Here is a 23,664-nt window from a genome sequence, read left to right on the forward strand (position 1 = left end):
AAGTAAAATATGCTTTTTATGAAGAATTTACTAACTCATTACCGATTCAGTTGTGCGTTTATTGTGATTATCTGGATTCTTTGCTTCATACCAATCCCCGATAGTCCATTAAGCCATGTGACGTTAATCGACAAGTGGACACACGCTGCCTTGTATCTAGTATTAGGTCTGCTCATATTGACGGAACAGCTCCGAGCAATGAAAAAAGCCAAACTCAGCAGCCTTATTTACTGGATCTGGCTCTTTCCAATAGCCATGGGAGGCATTATAGAAGTGTTGCAAGCCACCTGCACAGGCGGTAGACGCAGTGGAGAATGGCTTGATTTTGTCGCTGATGGGATCGGTTCTACCCTCGCATTGCTTATCGGTATTCTTCTGGCAAAGTATTACGCCAAAGGATAAAAGGGGCTCTCCGCATGTGAGAATTATAGAATCTACGATCGCCCGTAACCTCTTTTCCTATGAAGTCAGGCTTCTCAAAGGCTTCATCCTCACGCTTCAATTCCACCTCCGCCATAACAAGTCCTTCGTTATCTCCATGGAACTCGTCCACTTCGAACGTGTGTCCAGCATATTCAATAAGGTATCTATGCTTATCAATAACGCCTGGTTCGCATAGAGCCATAAGTTGTTGAGCCTCTTGATAGCTTATTTCTTTCTCAAATTCATAACGAGATAAGCCTCCATCACGCGATGGTCCCTTTATAGTAAGGTATCCCTTATTGTCTCGAATACGCACACGAACAGTATTGACAGCCGCAAAATAGCCTTGTTGTATATGACTACAACTGCTTGCAAGGGACTTCCAATCCATCCGCTTATGCACTAAGAACTTTCTTTCTATCTCCAGTCCGCTCATCAACTATTAACTGTTACGACAATTACATACGCTAACGTAAGAAGAATCAAGACTGCACCAATCCAAAAGACAACACGCTTTGCTTGCTTTTCTTGCTTCGCTTCACGAGCCTTACGGTTCACTTTACTTCTTTCACTCATAGGTATTCAATTTTAAAAGACCTACTTTTGTCGACATGACCTATTCGGTTTATCGAACAGCAAGCGGTCAAAGGTTCATATTATATAGGATAACTCTTTCACTCATCATTGCTCTTCAACGGGAAACTCCATCAAGTAGGCTTTAATGAAATCATCGATCTTTCCATCCATAACACCATCCACATCAGAGGTTTGATAGTTGGTTCGATGGTCCTTTACTCGTCGATCATCAAAGACGTAACTACGTATCTGACTGCCCCACTCTATCTTCTTCTTTCCAGCCTCAATCTTGGCTTGCTCCTCCATACGCTTCTTCATTGCGCGGTCATAGAGTTGCGACTTTAAGAGCTGCATAGCCTTTGCGCGGTTCTTAGGTTGGTCTCTTGTCTCTGTGTTCTCGATAAGGATCTCTTCTTGTTCTCCTGTATCAGGATCCTCGTACTGATAGCGTAGGCGGACACCAGACTCAACTTTATTGACATTCTGCCCACCGGCTCCACTCGATCTAAAAGTGTCCCAACTAACACGTGCGGGATCGACATATACCTCTATAGTATCGTCTACCAGTGGCGTAACAAATACACTGGCAAAGCTCGTCATACGCTTTCCCTGTGCATTAAATGGACTAACGCGAACGAGGCGATGGACGCCATTCTCGCTCTTTAAATACCCATAGGCATACTCTCCACCTTCGAACTTCATGGTCACACTCTTTATACCGGCTTCATCTCCTTCTTGTATATCTGAGATAGTAACCTTGTACCCGTGAGCCTCTCCCCAACGCATATACATACGCATGAGCATTGATGCCCAGTCCTGGCTCTCGGTACCTCCTGCACCGGAGTTAATCTTCATTACGCACTCCATCGGGTCTTCCTCTTGACGGAGCATATTCTTTAGTTCGAGGTCTTCGATCGCTTTTAATGCCTTGTTATAAGCGGTATCAACTTCCTCTTCAGTTACGAGACTATCCTTATAGAAATCGAATGCCAACTGCACTTCATCAGTCAGACTGCGAGCCTCATCATAGCCTTTTATCCACTTCTCAATGTCCTTTACTTTCTTCATCTGCTCCTGCGCACGCTTCGGATCATCCCAAAAGTCGGGTGCTTGTGTGCGTAGTTGCTCCTCTTCGAATTCGATTCGCTTTTCGTCAATACCTAAGTATCTATGTAGTGCGTCAGTACGTTCTGTTATGTCTTTAAGCTGATCTGCTGTTATCATCGTTATACTTTTATTCCCTCAACTGTCTTCTTCTAACTCACAAATATAGGCTATCCGCCTTACTCTTCATACATCTTATCTATCACAGCCTGATAGTTTTTATTCACAACCGCACGTCTTAGTTTCAATGTGTTGGTCAATTCGCCACTCTCCATAGAGAAGTGATGTGCCAATAAGGTGAAGTGTTTTATCTGTTCATAAGAAGCCAGTCTCTGTTGCAAAGTATCGATACGCTCGTGCATCATCTCATTCACTTGCTTATTTGCACACAACTCCTCACGACTCTCAAAGGTGATATTCTGTCGCTTAGCCCACTCCTCTAAGACCGTAAACTCGGGGACAATAAGAGCTGAAACAAACTTCCGTTGGTCTGCAATAACAGCCACTTGTTCGATAAACTTATCAACTAAAAGCATTGACTCTATCATCTGTGGTGCTACATACTTACCATTAGATGTCTTGAAAAGATCCTTTATTCTCTCCTTCAAGAACAACTCTCCATCCTTCAGATAGCCCGAGTCACCTGTATGGAAGAACCCATCAGCATCGAAGGCTTCGGCATTTAGAGCCTCACGACGGAAGTATCCGGGTGTAATCGTGTCTCCTTTGAGCATTACCTCACCCTCATCACTAATCTTAATCTGTATACCTTCGATAGGACGACCTACCGAACCAACCGTGAAAGGTTCGCCCTTATGATCGCAACTTACCGTAGCAAGGCTCTCTGTCAGTCCATATCCTACTATCATATCAATACCAATGCTGTGCACAAACTCCTCCACCTCTGGCGACACGTATGCACCTGCTGTTGGGAAGATATTAGGATTCTCCAATCCTAACTGCTTACGCACCAAACTGAGAACAGTTCTGTTTAGCACTTTATATTCCATCTCTAATGCAAGAGGAACACGCTTTCCACGAGCCAGATAAGTGATATTACGCTTCTTACCAACGTTCAGTGCATGATAAAAGAGCTTACGCTGCATTGCACTTGAGCTTTCCATGCGGGCTTTAACAGCAACATATACCTTCTCCCAGAAGCGTGGTACGGCCGACATACACGTTGGATGAGTCTCTCGCATACTGTCTTGTATCTCCTTCGGATAGGTATTCACTATCAGTTGTGCACCTTCCGACAAACACAGATAAGCCCATCCTCGTTCAAAGACATGCGTCAATGGGAGGAAATTGATTACTCGGTCTTTCTCAGTAACAGGTACACATTTATTATTAGCGACCAAAGCTGCATGATACATCTTATATGTCAAGAGAACGCCCTTGCTCTCTCCTGTGGTGCCACTGGTGTATAGTATGTTGCAAATATCCTCATAGTTAGATTGCTTCCAACGGTCTTCTACTTCCGACTGACGCGGTAACCCTTCCCCTAATCTAAGGAAGTCTTCAAAGTAGATACTATTTGGGTCATGCGAACTAATGCGTACACTTGGGTCGAAGATGATTATCTTTTCAAGCGAAGGACATAGCGTTGCGATTCGATGTGCCTTGTCGTACTGCTCCTGTTCACCAACGAAAAGATACTTAACGGCAGCATCTTGAATCATATATTGTATCTGTTGCTCAGAGCTGGTAGCGTAGAAAGGAATACTAATTACCCTCACGCCATAAGCACCAAAGTCCGTGTACAGATACTGAACACAGTTCTGTGCAAACACACCGATGGTTTCCTGCGGATTCATTCCTAAGTTTAGTAAGGCATTAGAAACCTGCTTTACACGCATAGAGAACTGATTCCATGAAATGGTTCTCCACTCCAGACTACCGAAGTTACGGAATGTCAATACTGGTTTAGAGCCGTATTTCTTGGCTTGCTCATGTATAAGAACGGAGAGATGACAGTTTGTTTGCATTGCTATTGGTATTTTTTTATATTCGCAAAGATAAACATTTATCTGCAAAGAAGGAAATAATTGGATAATAAATTATATTTCCTTCGCTCGCAGTATTCGAACGATTAAGGTTGAGAATAGAACAATTAAGTTCTGAACAAGAACATATCTCTTATACACTTAGAGCCTCTCTCTAAATCAAAAGGATGATGAGATAAAGTTGACGAGTTAACAAGTTAATAGCTAAACGAGTTATTTATTCTGTCTGGCGTAGTACCACAAAGTAGGGACAGACGCCCTCGTCTGGAAACCCCTCCCAGCCTCCCCCAAGGGGAGGAGTGCCTAATGGAAGTTAGTTTAGATGATTCTTTCTATCCAAATGGATGCTACAAAGTAGGGACAGACGCCCTCGTCTGGAAACCCCTCCCAGCCTCCCCCAAGGGGAGGAGTGCCTAACGGAAGTTAGTTTAGATGATTCTTTCTATCCAAATGGGTGCTACAAAGTAGGGACAGACGCCCTCGTCTGTCCGAAATATCCTTCTTTCATAGCGGACAGACGAGGGCGTCTGTCCCTACTTTGTACCACTATATTCAATAAAGATAGGCAATAGATAAAAACAAAGAGAGCCTTTCCTTCATGTGAAGAAAGGCTCTCTTCATATCAAGGAAACGCCCTCGTCAAATGGAAGAGGGCGTTTCCTTCTATACACTCCATGTATTCCTGCTAACAAGGCACTGCCTCATCACTCCCGACACTCGCACCTAACATGGCACACAACCTCGTTCCGTTAGGCACATCCCCTCCCTTGAAAGGGCTTAGGAATACATTACCTTATATTATCTTAACCACTGCTCTGGATTCAACTTAGCCGTCTCTTTGCGCAATTGGAATTGGAGGATACCACTTGAGCCAACCGTTCCGATCGTCTGACCAGTACCTACTTTCTGTCCTCGACTAACGCTGACAGAACCTAAATTGGCATATACCGAAATGTAAATACCATGTCTGATCATCACGACACTCATTCCTCCTGCCATGAAGACACCGCTCACCTCGCCCATAAAGACACTGCGGACGGCACTTCCGGGAGCACCTTTAATGTTGATACCATCGTTATGCAGGCGCACATTCGACATCCCCGCTACATTGTATTGACCGAAGTGACTAACAATGTGACCCGATAGCGGCATTGGCAAACGACCGCGGTTATTGGCGAAGTTACCGGTCATGGCACGGTCGGCAGAGCTTAACATCTCATTGTTATTATTAGCTGACGCCCTTGCTGCTGCAGCCTCTCTCTCTGCTCGCTCATGGTCGGCTGCAGCCTTACGTTCGGCAGCTGCACGATTTGATTCAGCCTCACGAGCTGCCTGATCAGCACGTGCTTTATCGGCAGCAGCCTTTGCCTCAGCCTTTGCCTGTGCTTCACGAGCGGCAGCCTCACGCTCTTCAATCTTGCGCAAAGCACGCTCTCGGGCAGCAGCCCGCTCCTTTTGCAAGGCTTCCTGACGTGCCTTTTCGGCAGCAGCACGCACTGCTGCGGCCTTTGCTGCAGCCGCTTGACGTGCTTTCTCAGCCGCTTCTGCAGCAGCCTTAGCCGCTGCCTTCGCTGCAGCTTCACGTGCCTTGGCTTCCGCAATACGCTTTGCATTCTCACGCGCAGCCGCTTCTGCCGCCGCTTTCCTGCGTGCTATCTCCTCCGCCCGCTTCTTAGCTTCAGCTGCACGAGCGGCCGCTTGCGCCTTAGCCTCTGCTATGGCACGAGCTCGAGCCTTCTGTATTTCAATCTGAATAAGGCGGTCTATCTGTGCGTTCAACGCCTGCTGTTGTTGGCGGCGTTGTGCTATCACACCTTCAAGAACCTTTTGGTCTTGTTGAAGAGAGGCTACAACCGTCTGCTGTTCAACACGCTTCTGCTCCATTTGAGCATGTATCTTCTTATCCTTATAGAGTAAGGTCGACTTGTCAACACGTACCTCCTTTAACTGAGAATGCTTCTGATCAATTTGCTGTTGTTTAGCTTTTATCAACTCACCTTGCGCCCTCTGATAAGCTGCATACTCCCGAACGAAACGCAAACGACGATACATTTGCGTCAAACTATTGGCAGAGAAGATGAACATAAGCTTATCTTGAATGCTACGATGGCGTGCCATGTAACGCATGGAACGGATGAAACGAGTGCGACGCTCGCCTAGTTGCGCCTCTAAAGACGCCAACTGACCTTTCAATATACCGATGTTACTGTCCAAGCCTTTGATGTCTGTGGCGATAGTATCAATCGTTCTTTGATGCTGACCAATCTCTGTATCGAGGCGAACGATCTTCTCCAATCGTGTATCAACATCCTTTTGCTTGACCTTCATCTCCTCTTCATGCTCCTTAATCTCCTTTTGCAACTTCTGATTCTGCTGTTGCAAACCTTTGATCTCTTCGGTGGTTACATATCCAGGAGACTTCGCTTTGTGCTTTACGTTACGCCCGTTACGAGGATTCACCTTGCCGTGTAAAGGTTGTTTCGCAGGTACTTGAGCAGCCTGTTGCCCCTTTGCTGGAGTTGGTTGATGCCCTTTTACAGGCATAGGACGTTGTCCTTTTATAGGAGCCTGTTGTACTTTTACGGATTGTTGATGCCCTTTTGTCGATGCTTGCTTCTGCTCTTTACCAACAGAAGGCTTGGCTTGTACAGGTTGAGTTACAGCCGTTTTCTGCTGCACCTTATGCTTTTTAGTATGTTGCGCATAGCTTGTCAACATACCTATTGTCGATAATAAGAATAAAAGATAAAGACGTTTCATTTAAAAGTTCATTAGTTTGCCGAGTATCTCTTCCACGCTTACTTTAGTGTACTTATCTGATGGTTGGGTAAAAGCCTCCCAATCACTTGCATCGCTAAAGTCGTTGAGTTCAAATGTAGCCGATAGTTCCCTGGCTGGTCGTGAACCAATAGCTGGTGTCTTGATAGTGACTGAATGTGTAGCAGGGAACATCTTCGAGCCAAAGGGTTTGAAGTCTCTATAAAGCCAAGAGAGTTCTGATGTTCCATGAGTTGAGCTCTTATACGTTATAAGAGTGTTGTAGATGTAACGGTATTCAGCGGGTATTACCCAGTCATAAGACATCTTCCCATCCTTCAAACGAATGTGTGCACTACCATCAACTTCCCATCTTTTGGAATCAACAGAGAACTTCGACATATCAGCCTCGGCAACTCTTTGCTGACGAGGAATGAATAACTGGTTCCAAAACAAAGCTTGGAGGGTATAGAAGTTAATGCCATTATCGCGCAAGAAGCCCACTTCATCGTAGCTTGCCTTTACGTATTGCTTATGGATGCGGTCGATGAAAAGAACGTAATCTTTCGTAAACTCAATGCGTCCCACTTCACTGCGAAGGAGCGGAATAAGCAGTTGTAAACGTATAACCTCATCCTTTCTCATGTGCAAGATACCAGGAACTGTGATGTCCTTACGCCCATTATTAATGGTAAAAGAGAGGTTTGACACCACGTTCTTTTGGTAGAGAGCCAAGTCAGCAATATTCTGCACAAAGGCTAACTTATACTTCGTGGAATCAACTGACGCACGAGGAGTCTCGCTGGGAGTTGTCTTTAAGACTGGTTGTTGCCTTACTATGGCTTTATGTGTACCGCACGATGCCAACACTAACGTTGCCATGCTTGCAAGTAATATCTTAGTTCTTTTCATCCTGCTATGTATTTCTTTTGTTGTAACTTATCCTTCAATACTTTGCTATCATTGCCTTTCTCTATTGCTTTCTGCCAATACTCCAATGCTTTCTGTGTATCGCCAGTTTTCATATAGATGTCTCCCACATGCTCAAGTACAACCCCACTCGGGTCTTTGTCATTGCGCAGTACCTGGTCAATGTATATCTTTGCCTCCTCATAACGTTGCTGCTGGAAAAGAATCCAAGCGTAGGTATCAAGGTAAGTAGCGTTATTGGGCTCTGCTTTTATCGTCTTGTAGCTCATCTGTTCAGCCCGTGGAAGGTCTTTATTCGCCACACTTAGATAGTAAGCATAGTTATTCAGAGCACCATAGTTATCCGCTTTCCACTTTAAACAACTGTCGTATGCTGCGAAGGCTTCAGACGTCTTTCCTTTCTCATGAAGGATATCTCCAAGAATTGCATAGAAGTCTGACACAATCTCTGGATCACTATCTTCTTTTATTTGTCCTACGCCTTTCTTAAATGTTTCAAGTGCCGCATCAATGTCGTGCTTTTGGAACTCTGCCATGCCTTTGAAGTAATAGAAAGCCATCTCATCAGGGTTATATTCAATGGCAGGGCGGCATATCTCTATTACCTTATCATAGTCTTCTGTTGCCCAGATATTCTGTATCAATGCCAATCGAGCACGTGAGTTATCGGGTTCCACATCAATGGCTTGTTCGTAAACATGATTGATCTCTGCTTTAGGCATGTTCTTCATTGCCATATAAGCAGCCTTCATCATAATCAAGTCGGCATCCTCCTGTTTCGTAGAAAGTGCCAGGGAGAATAGATTCATGACCTTTGCACTATCAGAGATATTCGCTTGTTGGTCACTCGAAATGATGTTTCTTAGGAGTGTCATCTTCGTCTCTTTCTCTGTCTTCGGAGACTGAAGTAATTCGTTGGTAAGCTCATCTACGGTTGCTTGATCTTTAATGGAACGATAGTAATCAAGCATGGATAGCTTTGCAAGTGCGTTATTGGGTTCCTCTTTCAAAACACTCTTATACTCCTTTAAAGCATCGTTCTTCTTACCATTCTGCAGTAGCCAATTACCGAACATCACACGATAGTCAAGCTCAAGCGGGTGCTCATCAACGAGCGACTTTAGCGACTCATACTCCTTCTTCTTATCGCCCATCTGCTCGTAAATCTGCATCTTACTCAATGAGATCTGCTCGCTACTCCCCTCAAGAACTTCTATACGATCAAGGACGTTAATCATCTTCTTGTAGTCGTTTTGAGAGCCGTATAACTGAAGGAGAAGTTGCAAGACATCAACGCGAGTCTTATTGGAGGAGTACAAAAGCTCGTATGCTTTTATGGCATTCGGATAGTCTTTCTGCGTGATATATAACTGTCCGAGCTTCTCTTGATAAGTGGCATTCTCTGGATCCAGTGACGCTGCCTTCTCAAAGTAAGTACGTGCTAAAGCATCGTTCTTCATATTGACATAGTAGCCAGCCAACTGATAGTAAACCGCTGCCGAGCGTGGATTCAAGTCGTGTGCATGCCTAAGAAGATCGTAAGCAGCCGTTAGATTTCCCATTTCCTGCTGTCGAAGTCCTTCGAGATAGAAGTAGTCTGCAATGGTAAGACTATCCTTCTCTGCTGCTTGTGTAGCCACCGAGCCACCCAGCAAAGCCAATGCAAGAAGTGTATTACGCATGTTAGTGGTTATATATCTGAAGTTATCAAACATGAGATCTATCCTTTCCTTTACCTTACTTTACCCCCGTATGACCATAGCCGCCTTCTCCTCTCTCTGTCTCGTCAAGCTCTTCCACTTCCACGAACTCCCCCTGCTCGTGACGAGCAATTACCATTTGGGCAATCCGCTCACCATCGTTAATGGTGAAGTCATCAGTTGAGAAGTTCACTAACAAGACCATTATCTCACCCCGATAATCAGCATCTATGGTACCAGGAGTGTTCAAAACAGTCAGTCCATGCTTCAAGGCTAAACCACTGCGAGGGCGTACCTGCACTTCATAACCAACTGGCAAAGCAATATGCAAGCCTGTTGGAATGAGCCTGCGCTCCATTGGATGCAACACTATTGGGGCTTCAATATTAGCACGGAGATCCATCCCCGCGCTCTGAGAAGTAGCATAAGCAGGGAGCTGCTGATGCCCTTTATTGATTACTTTAATCTTTATCATCGCTATATAATAAGGTACAAAATTAAGCAATTAATGCCACATTCATACATTTTTAGTACGTAAAAAGATGGTTTTTAGCCAATTTTAATTACTTTTGCGAATGCCTTTTCAAGGCATAACAAGCGGATAGATGCATTGTAGAACATCTATCGCTCTATTGCAAACATTCAATATTCAACACCCTTAGGAACATGTCATTAGCTTCAAACCAACCACAAGCAAGCCTCATGAACTGGCTACAACTCATATCCAACAAGCGTCTTGGACAAGAAAGAAGACATGCGTTAAGGCACGACGACCGCTCTGAATTTAAGCGTGATAGCGACCGCCTGATTTATTCCGCACCTTTCCGTCGACTGCAAAACAAGACCCAAGTGTTCCCACTCCCAGGTAGTGTCTTTGTGCACAATCGTCTCACTCACTCGCTTGAGGTGGCATCCTTAGGCAAATCGCTCGGTGATGACGTGGCGCATAGACTAACGGAACTACATCCAGAGTTGCGTGGTACGCTCTTTGAAGAGATTGGAACGATTGTCCAAACGGCTTGTTATGCGCATGACATGGGCAATCCGCCGTTCGGACATAGTGGTGAGAAAGCTATTCAGTCGTTCTTCACTGAGGGCAAAGGCAAGGCGTTGCAGGAGCATGTGAGCTCTCGTTTCTGGAATGACATCACCCACTTTGAGGGTAATGCCAATGCTTTCCGCCTATTGACGCATCGTTTCCTCGGGCGAAGGGAGGGCGGCTTTGTAATGACATACACCACCTTGGCAAGTATTGTGAAGTATCCTTTCAGCTCGTCTTACGCAGGCAAACATGGGAAGTTCGGCTTCTTCCAAACCGAACAAGACACTTACAAGAAGATAGCGGAGGAACTCGGTATCATGCAGAAGGAATGTTCTGCAGAGGGTATCAAGTACGTGCGCCACCCATTAGTCTACCTCATGGAGGCTGCGGATGATATCTGTTACGAGATTATGGACATCGAGGATTCACACAAGCTCAAGCTCTTATCCTTTGAGGAGACCACCGACTTGCTATTAGGGTTCTTCGACGAAGCCACGAGGGCGGCGATTCGTAAGAACATCAAGGAGGAAGGTGTGACCGATAGGAACGAGCAAGTGGTTTATTTCCGGGCACGTGCCGTTGGTTTATTAGAGGCTGAATGTGTCAAAGCATTTGTCGAACACGAGGCGGAGATACTATCAGGCACCTTCAAGGGCTCGCTCATCGAACACATATCAGAGCTCCCCCGACAGGCTTACAAGCACTGCTCACAGGTGTCAGTAGACCGTATCTATCGCAGTAAAACCGTCCTTGACGTAGAGTTATCAGGCTATAAGATAATGGAAACACTGATGGAGGCACTCATTGGAGCGGCTGTGGAGCCTAACCACTTCCACAGTCAACAACTCATCCGGAGCTTCTCCAGTCAGTATGACATCCAAAGCTCGGATCTTGAAACACGCATTATGGCTGTCTTAGACTACATCAGTGGCATGACAGACATCTATGCCTTAGACATCTACCAGAAGATAAATGGTATCAGTCTGCCCATCGTTTAGCCCCCGTCCCCGCCTTTCCACAAGGCAAAGAGGGATGACACTCCTAAGTATCACGCCCCTAACTCCTAATAAAGAACAATGGAAAATCAATATAAAAAGACCTTCCCCGACCTCATGGTAGGGAAGAAAATCATCTATGTACACGGCTTCATGTCAGCCGGTTCCACACACACAGCACAAATACTAAGGGACTATATGCCCCAAGCAACCGTCATTGCACCCGACTTACCCATACATCCAGAAGAGGCAATGGCGCTCCTTAGGAATCTTGTTGAAGCCGAGCAACCCGACTTAATCATAGGTACTTCCATGGGCGGAATGTACACCGAGATGCTATATGGCACCGACCGCATTTGCGTGAACCCTGCTTTTCAGATGAGCGCAACCATCACCGAGAGCAATATGATGGGCAAGCAAGTATTCCAGAACGTACGTCAAGACGGAATACAAGAGGTCATCGTGACCAAAGCTCTCGTCAAGGAGTACAAGGATATGACGGAGAATTGCTTCAAGCAGGTTGACGCCAAGGAGCAAGAACGTGTCTTCGGACTATTCGGCGACGCTGATCCTATCGTACACACATTCAATCTCTTCAGCCAGCATTACCCACAGGCTATCCACTTCCACGGCGAACATCGGCTCATTGAGAAGGCTATCTTCCATTATCTCATGCCCGTTATCCGATGGATTGACGACCGACAGGAGGGGCGCGAACGGCGCACGGTTCTCATCGACAAGGATACGCTTGCGGACGCATACGGCAAACCGAAGTCGAGCTTACACAAGGCTTATGAACTATTACTCGACAATTACAACGTCTATTTCGTTTGTCCTGCGCCCACCAATCAGCCCTCTGCTATCAGCGAACAACAGGCTTGGATAGCGGAAACCTTCAGTGCGCCGGCATGGAATCACGCTATTTTCACCAACCAACCGCAGCTCCTATACGGCGATTACCTTATTAGTAGCACAGCCCATGACGACTTCCTCGGTACGGCACTCCGCTTTGGTAGTGACGAATTTAAGACGTGGGAAGACGTTATCACTTACTTTGAACGATTGGGCGGACAATGATTTAGGCGCACTACCAACGTGTTTCCGATTCATTTCTAATATGCTTGCGATTCGTTTAGAACGTACTTCTCGTTCGTTTGGAACGTACTTCTCATTCGTTTCTAACGTGCATTATTGTTGTCTCATCATGATGAGACACTCGTTTCATCGTGAAGAGACACAAGTTTCATCACGATGAGACACTGGTTTCATCACGATGAAACTAACACGGGAAGCACGATATTCGATTGGGAAACGTAATAGAAACGATTGCGAAGCGTATGGTAAAACAATCCAACTCACACACAGGAAAAGGGGAAACCATATTCCGCAACATCATCAACAACAACAATCAGAGAAACAAGAAAGGCTTATCAACGATGGCACACGAACTCTTCACACGTATTGCTGATATTCTCACGGCTCCGTCAGAAGCCCAAGCACGCATTATGCATGAGACGCTTATCATAGCGTGTTACGAGGGATTGAAAGAGACGAAACATGGTTTTGGAAACCTCTCATCGCAGGTGGAAGCTCTTTGCAAACTGCATCACATTGCGCCGAAGGACGTTGTGGCGATTCACAAAATGCGTCGGCACAGCAATTCCGCAGCACCTATTCTGCCCGACGACATCGCTTATGATTGTCGAGCACTCGCCCTCTTCGTCTCTGCCGTATTCCAGGAAGCCATCCCCGATACGCTTGTGGGCAAGCTGCCAACGCACGGGCGCATCACGGAGAACATACAGATTGCGAACTACCGATACATCCGTTGCATTGTTAGGGAATGGGATGAGCAGACGATACAGGTTGCCGTAATCAATCAAGACAGCAGTGAGGAGTTATTGACGGTGGACTATATGAACACAGCCGAGTATGTGGACTTTAGTTATCTGCGCTCTCTTCTGCGTGAGGGAATGCAACTCAACTTGCTTGATTGCACTGTCACACGCAAGAAGGTGGTTCCACGTCTGATAGTCGTAGAGCCTGATTATCTCGTAGACATATCCTCCATCGCTAATTGCTTTGAGAGTTATGGGCACCACCCACTGCTCTTTACGGTAAAGCGGATGGGCGAGCGACCTAATAACAAGCATATCGTACTGGGTAACTTTGCGGGTTCTGCACTCGACGATATCATCAATCATCCCACAGACTATACCATTAAGGACACCTTCCGTTCGAACTTTCGAGAGAAGGCGTTGGACTTTGCCACCTGTCCCGACTTCAATGCAGTAGAGTTTAAGCAAGCCGCTGAACAACAGGTTACGAATATTCAGGAGATAGTCAACGAGTTATTCCAGTCGTTCGAGCGTGAGAAAGCCATCTTGGAGCCGTCATTCGTATGCGAACGATTAGGTTTGCAGGGACGAATAGACCTCATGACAACCGACTTAAAGCTGTTAGTTGAGCAGAAATCTGGTAAGAATATCTTTATTGAAAGGCAGTATAAGAACCCGCATGGCTCGCTCCATGTGGAGAAGCATTACGTGCAACTCTTGCTTTACTATGGTATATTGCAATACAACTTCCAGCTGAATCCGAAGGATGCACACATAGAATTGATGTATTCGAAATACCCTCTCCCGAACGGGTTACTTGAGGTTGAACCGCTACAAAAGCTCATTCGTGAGGCGATGAAGTTCCGTAATCAAGCCGTGGCAACGGAGTATTGGATAGCGGAGAATGGCTTTCATCGTTTATTGCCACTACTGACTCCGCAGGTGCTGAATGTTGAGAAGCAGAATGATGCGTTCTATCAACGATACCTTTTGCCACAACTTACGGAGGTGCTCGCACCCCTTCATCAGCTAAGCGAACTGGAGCGTGCTTACTTCACACGTATGATGACTTTCGTTATTAAGGAGCAACTGGTATCGAAGGTGGGCGCACAAGAGGGTGTGGGGAATAGTAATGCCGACCTTTGGAATATGCCTCTGGCGGAGAAGAAGGATACGGGAAATATCTACACGGGACTTACGATAACGGATAAGAGCTGTAGTAGCTCGTTCAACGGATATGATACTATTACGCTCAACGTACAGCAACAGGGCATAGACTTCCTCCCGAACTTCCGCAGGGGGGACATGGTTTATCTCTATGCGTATAAGAAGAATGAGGAACCGGACGTGCGTAAGAGCATTCTCTTCAAAGGCTCTTTACAAGAGATACATACTTCGTCTATCGTAGTGCACCTCAACGACGGGCAACAGAACCCGAATCTTATAGCTGGAGAGTGCTTTGCCTTAGAGCATGCAGGGAGCGATATTGGGGGCACATCGGCTATTCGTAGCCTCTATACCTTCATCACCTCTGATGTGGAACGGCGGCAATTACTCCTTGGACAGCGTGCGCCACGTGCTGACAAATCCCTTGTTTTGTCGCGTAGTTACCACCCCGATTACGATGAAATCATCTTGAAAGCAAAGCAGGCACAGGACTACTTCCTCTTGATTGGTCCTCCTGGAACGGGTAAGACTTCGCAGGCTCTGCAATATCTTGTGCGTGAGCAACTGGCTGAAAAGCCCAAAGTTCAATGGTCAAAGGTCAATGGTCAAAGCTCTATCCTCCTCCTTGCTTACACGAATCGTGCTGTTGACGAGATATGCAATATGCTTTCTGAGCACGAGCTAGATTACATCCGCATTGGTAATGAGTATAGTTGCGATTCGAAATATAGTGACCATCTCTTGCAAGAGGTGCTCGATGAGAATACAACTCTCAATAGTATTAAGTCCACCCTATCAGAGGCGCAAATCATCGTAGCCACAACCTCGACGATGAATAGTCGTTCGGCTCTCTTTAACATCAAGCACTTTGACCTCGTCATCATTGATGAAGCGAGCCAAATACTAGAGCCAAATATCGTGGGAATACTGACTGCCCGACAGGAGGAAGGGCGTGCGATAGATCGGTTTATACTGGTAGGCGACCATAAACAACTGCCAGCCGTGGTGCAACAGCAGGGGGAGGCGAATGTGGAGGAAACATCGTCTGTACTTGAGAACATCCATCTTTCATCGTGCGCCAACTCCCTATTTGAACGCCTCATCCTCAACGAAAGGGCAGCAGGAAGAACCGATTTCATAGGGACACTACACAAGCAAGGACGCATGCACCCCGATATTGCCGACTTTGCTAATCGTAAGTTCTATGCAAAGGAACAGCTGGAATGTGTGCCGTTAGCACATCAGTTGGAAACGGAACTATCTTATAACGAGGAGAGCGAAGATGCTTTAGACAATACGCTAAAGGCACATCGCATGATTTTCATTCCTTCTATGCCTTGCAAGCAACTGAACATTTCAGAAAAGGTAAACACTGACGAGGCACGAATCATCGCTGACCTATTGCGCAGATTGTTCCGACAAATGAGTAAGAACTTCGACCCACAGAAGTCGGTGGGAGTCATCGTTCCATACAGGAATCAGATTGCTATGATTAGAAAAGAGATAGAGCGGCTGGAGATTCCTGCTCTGGAGGGTATTAGCATAGACACTGTGGAACGCTATCAAGGTAGTCAACGTGATGTAATTCTCTATTCCTTCACGATTCAGAGTCGTTATCAACTCGATTTCCTAACGGCTAACACGTTCTATGAAGAGGGGCAACCAATAGACAGAAAGTTGAATGTTGCTATCACAAGGGCACGCAAACAACTCATCTTAACAGGCAATGAGTCTACGTTAAGACAGAACCAACTCTTTGCCGAACTGATTGATTACATAAAAGAAAAAGACGGTTATGTAAGGTTTCACTAAGATGAGATAAGGACTCATCTTAGCGAAACTTTACTTGAAATACAGATTAATTATTCTGATTACGACGAGCCCAGTCTAACGCATCCTTGCGTGTTGTCACCTTGCCCTTGTACTCTCCACTCTTCGATCCGTTCTTCCATACGAACTTAAAACGCATCTCGACGTGGTGCTCATCAATGCGACGAAGATAGACATAGCTGCCCTGCTGGAAGAAATGATCATCGTAGGTATAGAGTCCTTTTACGACAGATCCACCTACTGTCCAGTCTCCTGATTGGGTCAAATCAACCTGCTTTCCCAGCTGACTCAATGGAATGGATATCCCAACAAACTCTCCCGTTAGGCTAAGCGGACAATTGATAGAGGCTTCACCATTAAACTCGCTGTAAAGTACTGGACTGATTTTGTTGTCGTCATCGTCATCACTACTGCAAGAAACAAAGCTGAAACACATTGCTAATGTGAAGACACTGGCGAGGAGGACATACCCCCATTTCTTTAAATCTTTAGACATAATGTTAATTATTTAGAAGTTAATTATCGTCCACAAAAGTACAACAATATATTGAATAATGGGCGGGAAATTGGGTATTAATTGTTATGAACCATGAAACAAAACCGATTCTTATAAAGGATTCGAGTCTGTGAATCGTGGATAAAACCCATGAATTATATACTAAAGAACGATTATTCGACTGATTTTCCGTAACTTTGCAAACAGAATAAAAACGTATATAAAGATGAAGATAGAAGCACAAATTACCGCTGCGGCACGAGCAGCTGTCAAGGAGTTATATGGTGTTGAGGTGCCAGAAAAGATGATTCAACTACAGAAGACACGTAGTGACTTTGAAGGAAACCTTACACTTGTCACCTTCCCTCTACTGAAGACTTCACACAAGAAGCCTGAAGATACGGCACAGGAAATAGGTGAGTACTTGAAGAAGAATTGTAAGGCTATCGCCGACTTCAACGTTGTGAAGGGTTTTCTTAACCTCGTTATTGCACAAGCGGCATGGGTTGGTTTATTGAACGACATTAATGCGAATGAGAAGTTTGGCGAGAAGTCAGTGACAGAAAACAGCCCGCTTGTTATGATTGAGTACTCTTCACCTAACACAAACAAGCCTCTCCACCTTGGACACGTGCGTAACAACCTCCTCGGATGGTCGTTGGCTCAAATCATGGAAGCCAATGGCAATAAGGTTGTAAAGACGAATATCGTCAATGACCGCGGTATCCACATTTGTAAGTCAATGCTTGCTTGGCTGAAGTGGGGCAATGGTATCACCCCTGAAAAGGCTGGCAAGAAGGGGGATCATTTGATAGGTGACTTCTATGTACTATTCGATAAGCACTTCAAAGAGGAGTGCAAGCAACTGCAAGAGCAGTATGAGAAGGAGGGAATGACACCCGATGATGCGAAAGCAAAAGCCGAACAAGAGGCTCCATTGATACAAGAAGCACACGAGATGCTCGTTAAGTGGGAGCATAACGACCCAGAGGTTCGTGCCTTATGGGAGAAGATGAACAGTTGGGTTTACGCTGGATTCGATGAGACCTACAAGGCTTTGGGCGTTGAATTCGATAAGATCTATTATGAGTCAAATACCTATCTCGTCGGTAAGAAGAAGGTGGAGGAAGGACTCGCCAAAGGGCTCTTCATTCGTAAAGAAGATAATTCTGTATGGGCTGACCTCACAGATGAAGGCTTAGACCAGAAGCTCCTTTTGCGTAAGGATGGCACCTCTGTTTACATGACACAAGATATTGGTACTGCCGAGATGCGCTTCAACGACTTCCCTATTGATAAGATGATTTATGTTGTTGGTAACGAACAGAACTATCACTTCCAGGTGCTTTCAATCCTCTTGGATCGTCTGGGCTTCAAGTGGGGTAAGGATCTCGTACACTTCTCGTATGGTATGGTTGAATTGCCAAATGGTAAGATGAAGAGTCGTGAGGGTACTGTTGTTGATGCCGACGACTTGGTAGCGTCGATGATTGAGAACGCAAAGACACTCAGCGAGGATAAGGTGAATAAACTCGAAGGAATTACCGAGGATGAGAAGAATGAGATAGCACGTATCGTTGGTATGGGTGCGCTGAAGTACTTTATATTAAAGGTGGATGCCCGCAAGAATATGCTCTTCAATCCAGAAGAGTCTATTGACTTCAATGGTAATACAGGTCCATTCATTCAATACACCTACGCTCGTATCCGTAGTATTCTTCGTAAGGCAGAGGCACAGAGCATTGCTCTTCCAGCATCACTCACCGATGACGCACCATTGAACGAGAAAGAGATTGCGCTCATTCAGAAGCTCAACGACTTCGGTGCAGCTGTTGCACAGGCTGGTATAGACTATAGTCCAAGTGGTATTGCTAACTACTGCTACGAACTGACCAAGGAGTTCAATCAGTTCTATCACGACTATAGCATCCTCAATGCAGATACCGAAGCTGAGAAGATCACCCGCCTCGTACTGGCTAAGAACGTGGCTAAGGTGATTAAGAATGGCATGGCATTGCTCGGCATAGAAGTACCAGAAAGGATGTAGAAGCCCCACAACAAAGGAACACGAAGTCTGGACATATATTATAATAAAAGGTAACAATGGTTAGGACTGAGTGTTCCCACTACCTTTAGAAAACCTTTAATGTTTTATTCATACACGATATGAGATATTTTTTCGCTTCCTTGTTATTCTGCTTGTTACTGATTCCAACATATAGTTCTGCACAGAATAACGACTCATTAACAATATCAGACAAGGAATATCGGGCAGCTGTAGAAAGGCTCGTAATGGTATCTGGCGGTCGGAAAGCACTTGAAACAAGCTATCCACTACTAATGGAAAGCCTAAAGAAGATGTGTTATTACGTCCCAGATGAGATTATGAAACAAATAGAAGAGAAGTTCAGAACCGTTTTCTTCGATAATATAAATGAGCTATATGTGCCTGTTTACAAAAAGTATTATACGTTAGAAGAGCTGAAAGCGTTCGCTGACTTCTTTGAAACTCCATTAGGGAAAAAGGTGGCAGCAACGACACCTCTGCTTACAAAAGACCTATTCGAAGCAAGTCAAGAAGCAAGTAAAAATATTATCAAAGAGGTTCTCAAGGATCTAAACTTAGATGAAAAGGAGTCTTCAGAAAAGTGATATTGAATTGTTTATAAGCAGATGAACACTTTACACAACCCTCCTTCGTATCGCAATGACACTGTACTTCCACTACCAATGGGCGTTCGGGGTTCGGCTTGGGCTGTTGATGCAGCTTGCTCTGGTAATCCAGGACCAATGGAATATCAGTGTGTTGACTTACAAACAGGGGCTCAAGTCTTCCATTTCGGACCAGTACAAGGTACGAATAACATTGGTGAGTTCCTCGCTATTGTGCATGCTTTAGCCTTGATGGAGAAACAGGGAATCAGGGATAAGGTCATCTATAGTGATTCGTATAACGCCATTCTGTGGGTTAAGAAGAAGAAGTGTAAGACGACATTAACCCGTAATTCCGCAACAGAACAGCTGTATCAAATCATTGCACGGGCAGAACAATGGCTCATGACACACAACGTCACCACTCCTATTATCAAATGGGAAACAAAGCAATGGGGCGAGATTCCAGCGGACTTTGGTAGGAAGAAGTAATAATATCAGCCTCGGCAAGAGAAGGGAATATCTAACAACAATGTTTTAGATAATACGTGACTGCATTAGGGAATACAATCTCATCAGTTACAACAAAAGCTCCAGTAAGTCGAAACTTGCTGGAGCTTTTACTATATTATAAGGTGATAAGTAACCCTATCTTATGGCTTTCTATTTATCCGTAGATAATGTTGCCGTTCTCGTCCTTGTACTCATCAAGACCCTTCTCGTAGGTTGCCATGGCACGGAGACTCATACCAACGTTAGAGAAACCACCATCGTGATAGAGGTTCTGCATCGTAACCTTACGGGTGAGATCAGAGAACATTACAATACAATAGTCGGCACATTCATCCGCACTAGCATTGCCCAATGGAGACATGCGATCGGCAAAGTCGAAGAGTTTATCCATACCCTTTACACCAGAACCAGCGGTTGTCATGGTTGGTGACTGCGATATGGTATTGATACGAACATGGTGCTCACGACCATAGATATAGCCGAAGCTACGAGCTATACTCTCAAGTAAAGCCTTTGCATCAGCCATGTCGTTGTAACCATAGAACGTACGCTGAGCAGCTACATAACTCAATGCAACGATTGAACCATACTCGCTGATAGCCTCGAGCTTCTTAGCACTTTGAATCATCTTATGGAATGATACAGCTGAAATGTCAAGTGTTGTATCAAGCAGCTTATAATCCAAATCATCATAAGTGCGGTGCTTACGAACGTTAGGAGACATACCGATTGAATGGAGTACGAAGTCAATCTTACCGCCAAGTATCTCCATTGAACGCTTAAACACGTTCTCCAAGTCTTCTACATTAGTAGCATCTGCAGGAATAACCTCGCAATTTAACTTCTCAGAAAGGGCACTCACCGTACCCATTCTCACAGCGACAGGAGTGTTAGAAAGGGTTATTATTGCACCTTCTTCTACTGCTCTCTCAGCTACTTTCCATGCAATTGACTTGTCATTGAGGGCTCCAAAAATAATACCTCGTTTACCTTTTAATAAGTTGTAACTCATATTCTTCGTTGTTCAAATTTGGTGTAAAGGTAAGAAGAAAAGGTCGATTTGCCAAGAGTTTATAGATAAATAACGTCATTCGTATTATATAGATAAGACAAATCAAGTGGTTACATAACATTAATAATGGTGTTTATGTTCCCGGTCGTATGCTGTAATCACACGCTTAATCTGCTCTATCTGAGCTTTATCGTAAGGGGGAAGATCGGATTCTTTCAGCTTCTTCTCGACCAGAGATAGCAGTGTTTCTTTATTTTGATAGAACGTTAAATGCGGGTTAGCACCATGTTCCAAAAGACAGACAACGATGGGATAATGCTCGCTTATCATCGCTAGAGCAACAGCTGGAGGGTTGTTGTAAGCAATGTCATCTATCGTGTATTGACCTTGATAATTTACATCTGCACCATGTTGCAACAATAGTTTTACAATAGGAAGTGTGCTCCATGAAGCAGCCTCACTCAATGGTTCTACACTGATCGTGTCGCCTGCATTGGAAGAAAATATCCGTTGAGACTCTTTCAACCGAACACGCATTGGCTTCACCATAGCCCCATGACGCAGTAATTCCTCTGCTATCTTGAGTTGCTCTTCTGTGGGATTCTCCTTATTGCAAAGGCTTATCAATGCCGTTTTTCCTTCACCCCATTCATAGAGGTTAGGGTTGGCACCATGGAGCAATAAGGTTCTTACAGTAGCTAAATGACCATCCATGCAAGCAAACATCAACAGACTTTGACCATAGATAGTGTCCTGATAATTCACAAGTGTTGGTTGAGTGGATAAGATACGATTGATCTCCATCGTATCATTAGCCTGCACCGCAGTGGCAAGTTCGGCTACTGGTGTATTGCGGAATATCCTATAATCATACTCATCCAATGTAGAAGGATCAACAGGACGAAGACTTATCCAGGTTATTAATAAACTGATAATCAATGTAAAAAGGACGTGAGGAAGAATCGAGATATACGCTTTATGATAACGTCGATACAGAGCACCACTCAACTTAACAACGCCTATGAGCCACAAAGAATAGGAATTAATGAGGAAGAAGATACCGAGAGCCTCCAATTCACTTGGCGGATTGTCAAATAAGAAGATAGACCCATAGAATACTAACGGAGCCAACAGAACGGGCAAAAGGAATGCCCAAGATAGGACTCTTAGCCATAGAGGAAGGTTTTTGTCAACGATACTTTTTTCCATAAAACGATATGAATTATCTGCGACAAAGATACTATTTTCTGCTGTATATCTATACTATAAACGTTGGGAAAAGGTTGCTGTAAATCTTAAAATATAGCCTATATTGTGAGGGAAGAGCATTTAGAATGACAAAGAAAATGACAGTGTGACCGCAAAACTCAAAACGTTTGAACAAGAGCTAAGCCTCCCTTTACTTTCACGAAAGGCTTTCCTCCCTATGAGCAAAGCCTCCGCTCCACTGGTGCTAAGGCTCTCTTGCTGAAGACATGCACATACCTTATTAATTAGATAAGCAAAAGGTATCGAAAAACTATATGCCAGTTTGCTTCTTTTCTTCATATTCTTGCTCACTAATCAGTACTTCTGTTGCTTCTTGTTGCTTGTTATCTTCTTCATTATCAGAGTACAATAAGAGGAAATCATAGTCTTCCAAATCACAAACGACACCCTTATCTATACAGAACGAATCTGTGACATTCCCCGTCTCATAACGCAAGTAATAGTTTACACCATGACTCTCTCCATGGATAAATTGCCTGACTTTCGATAGTTCATATTCATCTACCATGTGTTCCATGAAAGCCTGCACCTTAGGGAGATAAGACCTTGCATTACCAGTGGACATTATCAAACTAATGTGTAAATAAAAATACTTTGCATGTGGATTGAAAGTCAGCTTAGAGTTTCTAGACCCCAACTCATGGTGAAGATAATCCTCTAATCGCTCAATGATTGTCGCACACAAATCCCTTGCCGTGGTTTCAGGCAATGACAAACAAACACTCCAAACCATCACTGGACTAAATTGCCAAGTATTCATAATATCAACTAATGAGCAAACATAACGTACCCGATTCCGCAAGAAACTATGGTAGACTAGCCTCTTATCTGTCACCTCCTTATCCAATGATCGCACAATCTTTGCAAACTCCCGCTCGGCATTTGTCAACGACGAGAACAATATAATAAGAGCTATCAACACCATCTGTATCAATTGTCCCCAGTCTTCTACACCCAGCCATGCCATCACTTTCCACAGCAAGAACACCATTATAATAAGCATTCCTACCAACTTAACCACTCTTAAAAGTATCTCTTTCACCATCTCTTAACCCTTTAAACTGAAGAAAACCATGGTTAACACACAACTAATGGACACAAAGGTATATAAAAAAAGCTTGATAATCAAGAGACTATCAAGCTATCTTCTGTACCCAGACCCGGTACAATGCCGTGAAAATAAGAGAAACCAAAAGAATATATTAAATTGATAATCAACAACTTATAATTTTCTTATATTTGTCGACTTTACCCTTTTTTGCCTGTTTTTTGTTAGATAGTACACTTTTAGTACACCTTGATATTCGGAACTTTTTAGTATCTTTGTAAAATAAGAAAACATCTGAAAATAAAC

General features: G+C 44.4%; 19 protein-coding genes. 7 read left to right on the top strand and 12 right to left on the bottom strand.

Features of this window, described 5'->3' with window-relative positions; all coding sequences use genetic code 11:
* Positions 1-9: 9 nt before the first annotated feature.
* Positions 10-402, top strand: a complete 393-nt coding sequence (locus tag D464_RS0108380) for a VanZ family protein (RefSeq protein WP_018911004.1) — start codon at positions 10-12, stop codon at positions 400-402.
* Here D464_RS0108380 and D464_RS0108385 read toward each other — a convergent pair.
* The 8 genes from D464_RS0108385 to dut form a co-directional block, all read right to left on the bottom strand.
* On the bottom strand, positions 362-859 hold the full coding sequence (locus tag D464_RS0108385; protein WP_004384557.1) for a CYTH domain-containing protein: 498 nt from the start codon (positions 857-859) through the stop codon (positions 362-364). The two genes, D464_RS0108380 and D464_RS0108385, sit on opposite strands and share 41 nt — an antisense overlap.
* Complete coding sequence (locus D464_RS13735; RefSeq protein ID WP_004384556.1) at positions 859-999, bottom strand: hypothetical protein; 141 nt, start codon at positions 997-999, stop codon at positions 859-861. Before D464_RS13735 ends, D464_RS0108385 begins: the two co-directional genes overlap by 1 nt.
* 105 nt (positions 1,000-1,104) lie before the next feature.
* The gene (prfB, locus tag D464_RS0108395) at positions 1,105-2,223 is read right to left on the bottom strand and encodes a peptide chain release factor 2 (protein WP_018911005.1); all 1,119 of its coding nucleotides are present in this window, start codon (positions 2,221-2,223) and stop codon (positions 1,105-1,107) included.
* A gap of 59 nt (positions 2,224-2,282) precedes the next feature.
* Complete coding sequence (locus D464_RS0108400; RefSeq protein WP_018911006.1) at positions 2,283-4,091, bottom strand: AMP-dependent synthetase/ligase; 1,809 nt, start codon at positions 4,089-4,091, stop codon at positions 2,283-2,285.
* A gap of 816 nt (positions 4,092-4,907) precedes the next feature.
* On the bottom strand, positions 4,908-6,869 hold the full coding sequence (locus D464_RS0108405; RefSeq protein ID WP_018911007.1) for a murein hydrolase activator EnvC family protein: 1,962 nt from the start codon (positions 6,867-6,869) through the stop codon (positions 4,908-4,910).
* Positions 6,870-7,778: a DUF4292 domain-containing protein gene (locus D464_RS0108410; protein ID WP_018911008.1), complete on the bottom strand. Its 909-nt coding sequence runs from the start codon at positions 7,776-7,778 to the stop codon at positions 6,870-6,872. It abuts the gene before it with no gap.
* A complete protein-coding gene (locus D464_RS0108415; protein ID WP_018911009.1) occupies positions 7,775-9,511 on the bottom strand; it encodes a tetratricopeptide repeat protein in 1,737 nt (578 codons plus the stop codon). The genes D464_RS0108410 and D464_RS0108415 overlap by 4 nt, the downstream gene beginning before the upstream one ends.
* A gap of 22 nt (positions 9,512-9,533) precedes the next feature.
* Positions 9,534-9,971: a dUTP diphosphatase gene (dut, locus tag D464_RS0108420; protein ID WP_018911010.1), complete on the bottom strand. Its 438-nt coding sequence runs from the start codon at positions 9,969-9,971 to the stop codon at positions 9,534-9,536.
* A 227-nt stretch (positions 9,972-10,198) separates the two neighbouring features.
* On the opposite strand from dut, the gene dgt reads away from it, so the two are divergent.
* The 3 genes from dgt to D464_RS0108435 all read left to right on the top strand — a co-directional run bounded on the left by dgt (position 10,199) and on the right by D464_RS0108435 (position 16,350).
* Positions 10,199-11,536 carry a dGTP triphosphohydrolase gene (gene dgt / locus D464_RS0108425; RefSeq protein ID WP_024985952.1) on the top strand — a complete coding sequence of 446 codons (1,338 nt, stop codon included), beginning with the start codon at positions 10,199-10,201 and terminating at the stop codon, positions 11,534-11,536.
* A 78-nt stretch (positions 11,537-11,614) separates the two neighbouring features.
* Complete coding sequence (locus tag D464_RS0108430; RefSeq protein ID WP_018911012.1) at positions 11,615-12,610, top strand: YqiA/YcfP family alpha/beta fold hydrolase; 996 nt, start codon at positions 11,615-11,617, stop codon at positions 12,608-12,610.
* Between the two features lie 359 nt (positions 12,611-12,969).
* On the top strand, positions 12,970-16,350 hold the full coding sequence (locus tag D464_RS0108435) for an AAA domain-containing protein (RefSeq protein WP_026284670.1): 3,381 nt from the start codon (positions 12,970-12,972) through the stop codon (positions 16,348-16,350).
* A 46-nt stretch (positions 16,351-16,396) separates the two neighbouring features.
* On the opposite strand, the gene D464_RS0108440 is transcribed toward D464_RS0108435, so the two are convergent.
* Positions 16,397-16,864, bottom strand: a complete 468-nt coding sequence (locus D464_RS0108440) for a hypothetical protein (RefSeq protein ID WP_018911014.1) — start codon at positions 16,862-16,864, stop codon at positions 16,397-16,399.
* 226 nt (positions 16,865-17,090) lie between these two features.
* Between D464_RS0108440 and argS the strand changes: the two genes are divergently transcribed.
* From argS to D464_RS0108455, 3 genes are all read left to right on the top strand, one after another.
* Entirely contained in the window at positions 17,091-18,911 is a 1,821-nt protein-coding gene (gene argS, locus D464_RS0108445) for an arginine--tRNA ligase (RefSeq protein WP_018911015.1), read from the top strand.
* A 119-nt stretch (positions 18,912-19,030) separates the two neighbouring features.
* Positions 19,031-19,516: a DUF2059 domain-containing protein gene (locus D464_RS0108450; RefSeq protein WP_018911016.1), complete on the top strand. Its 486-nt coding sequence runs from the start codon at positions 19,031-19,033 to the stop codon at positions 19,514-19,516.
* A 21-nt stretch (positions 19,517-19,537) separates the two neighbouring features.
* Complete coding sequence (locus D464_RS0108455) at positions 19,538-20,008, top strand: RNase H family protein (protein ID WP_018911017.1); 471 nt, start codon at positions 19,538-19,540, stop codon at positions 20,006-20,008.
* Positions 20,009-20,183: 175 nt separating this feature from the next.
* On the opposite strand, the gene D464_RS0108460 is transcribed toward D464_RS0108455, so the two are convergent.
* From D464_RS0108460 to D464_RS0108470, 3 genes are all read right to left on the bottom strand, one after another.
* Entirely contained in the window at positions 20,184-21,041 is an 858-nt protein-coding gene (locus D464_RS0108460) for an enoyl-ACP reductase FabI (RefSeq protein WP_018911018.1), read from the bottom strand.
* 120 nt (positions 21,042-21,161) lie between these two features.
* Positions 21,162-22,250 (bottom strand): ankyrin repeat domain-containing protein, encoded by a 1,089-nt coding sequence (locus D464_RS0108465; protein WP_018911019.1) that lies wholly within the window; start codon positions 22,248-22,250, stop codon positions 21,162-21,164.
* A gap of 310 nt (positions 22,251-22,560) precedes the next feature.
* Complete coding sequence (locus tag D464_RS0108470) at positions 22,561-23,355, bottom strand: hypothetical protein (RefSeq protein WP_018911020.1); 795 nt, start codon at positions 23,353-23,355, stop codon at positions 22,561-22,563.
* Between the last annotated feature and the right edge of the window lie 309 nt (positions 23,356-23,664).

This window comes from Prevotella veroralis DSM 19559 = JCM 6290 (assembly GCF_000377625.1).
GTDB classification, from domain to species: Bacteria; Bacteroidota; Bacteroidia; order Bacteroidales; family Bacteroidaceae; genus Prevotella; species Prevotella veroralis.

Bases quoted from the DNA above. Each gene is read 5' to 3' on its own strand.
- D464_RS0108380 (WP_018911004.1), top strand. From the start codon at position 10: ATGCTTTTTATGAAGAATTTACTAACTCATTACCGATTCAGTTGTGCG.
- D464_RS0108385 (WP_004384557.1), bottom strand. From the start codon at position 859: ATGAGCGGACTGGAGATAGAAAGAAAGTTCTTAGTGCATAAGCGGATG.
- D464_RS13735 (WP_004384556.1), bottom strand. From the start codon at position 999: ATGAGTGAAAGAAGTAAAGTGAACCGTAAGGCTCGTGAAGCGAAGCAA.
- prfB (WP_018911005.1), bottom strand. From the start codon at position 2,223: ATGATAACAGCAGATCAGCTTAAAGACATAACAGAACGTACTGACGCA.
- D464_RS0108400 (WP_018911006.1), bottom strand. From the start codon at position 4,091: ATGCAAACAAACTGTCATCTCTCCGTTCTTATACATGAGCAAGCCAAG.
- D464_RS0108405 (WP_018911007.1), bottom strand. From the start codon at position 6,869: ATGAAACGTCTTTATCTTTTATTCTTATTATCGACAATAGGTATGTTG.
- D464_RS0108410 (WP_018911008.1), bottom strand. From the start codon at position 7,778: ATGAAAAGAACTAAGATATTACTTGCAAGCATGGCAACGTTAGTGTTG.
- D464_RS0108415 (WP_018911009.1), bottom strand. From the start codon at position 9,511: ATGTTTGATAACTTCAGATATATAACCACTAACATGCGTAATACACTT.
- dut (WP_018911010.1), bottom strand. From the start codon at position 9,971: ATGATAAAGATTAAAGTAATCAATAAAGGGCATCAGCAGCTCCCTGCT.
- dgt (WP_024985952.1), top strand. From the start codon at position 10,199: ATGAACTGGCTACAACTCATATCCAACAAGCGTCTTGGACAAGAAAGA.
- D464_RS0108430 (WP_018911012.1), top strand. From the start codon at position 11,615: ATGGAAAATCAATATAAAAAGACCTTCCCCGACCTCATGGTAGGGAAG.
- D464_RS0108435 (WP_026284670.1), top strand. From the start codon at position 12,970: ATGGCACACGAACTCTTCACACGTATTGCTGATATTCTCACGGCTCCG.
- D464_RS0108440 (WP_018911014.1), bottom strand. From the start codon at position 16,864: ATGTCTAAAGATTTAAAGAAATGGGGGTATGTCCTCCTCGCCAGTGTC.
- argS (WP_018911015.1), top strand. From the start codon at position 17,091: ATGAAGATAGAAGCACAAATTACCGCTGCGGCACGAGCAGCTGTCAAG.
- D464_RS0108450 (WP_018911016.1), top strand. From the start codon at position 19,031: ATGAGATATTTTTTCGCTTCCTTGTTATTCTGCTTGTTACTGATTCCA.
- D464_RS0108455 (WP_018911017.1), top strand. From the start codon at position 19,538: ATGAACACTTTACACAACCCTCCTTCGTATCGCAATGACACTGTACTT.
- D464_RS0108460 (WP_018911018.1), bottom strand. From the start codon at position 21,041: ATGAGTTACAACTTATTAAAAGGTAAACGAGGTATTATTTTTGGAGCC.
- D464_RS0108465 (WP_018911019.1), bottom strand. From the start codon at position 22,250: ATGGAAAAAAGTATCGTTGACAAAAACCTTCCTCTATGGCTAAGAGTC.
- D464_RS0108470 (WP_018911020.1), bottom strand. From the start codon at position 23,355: ATGGTGAAAGAGATACTTTTAAGAGTGGTTAAGTTGGTAGGAATGCTT.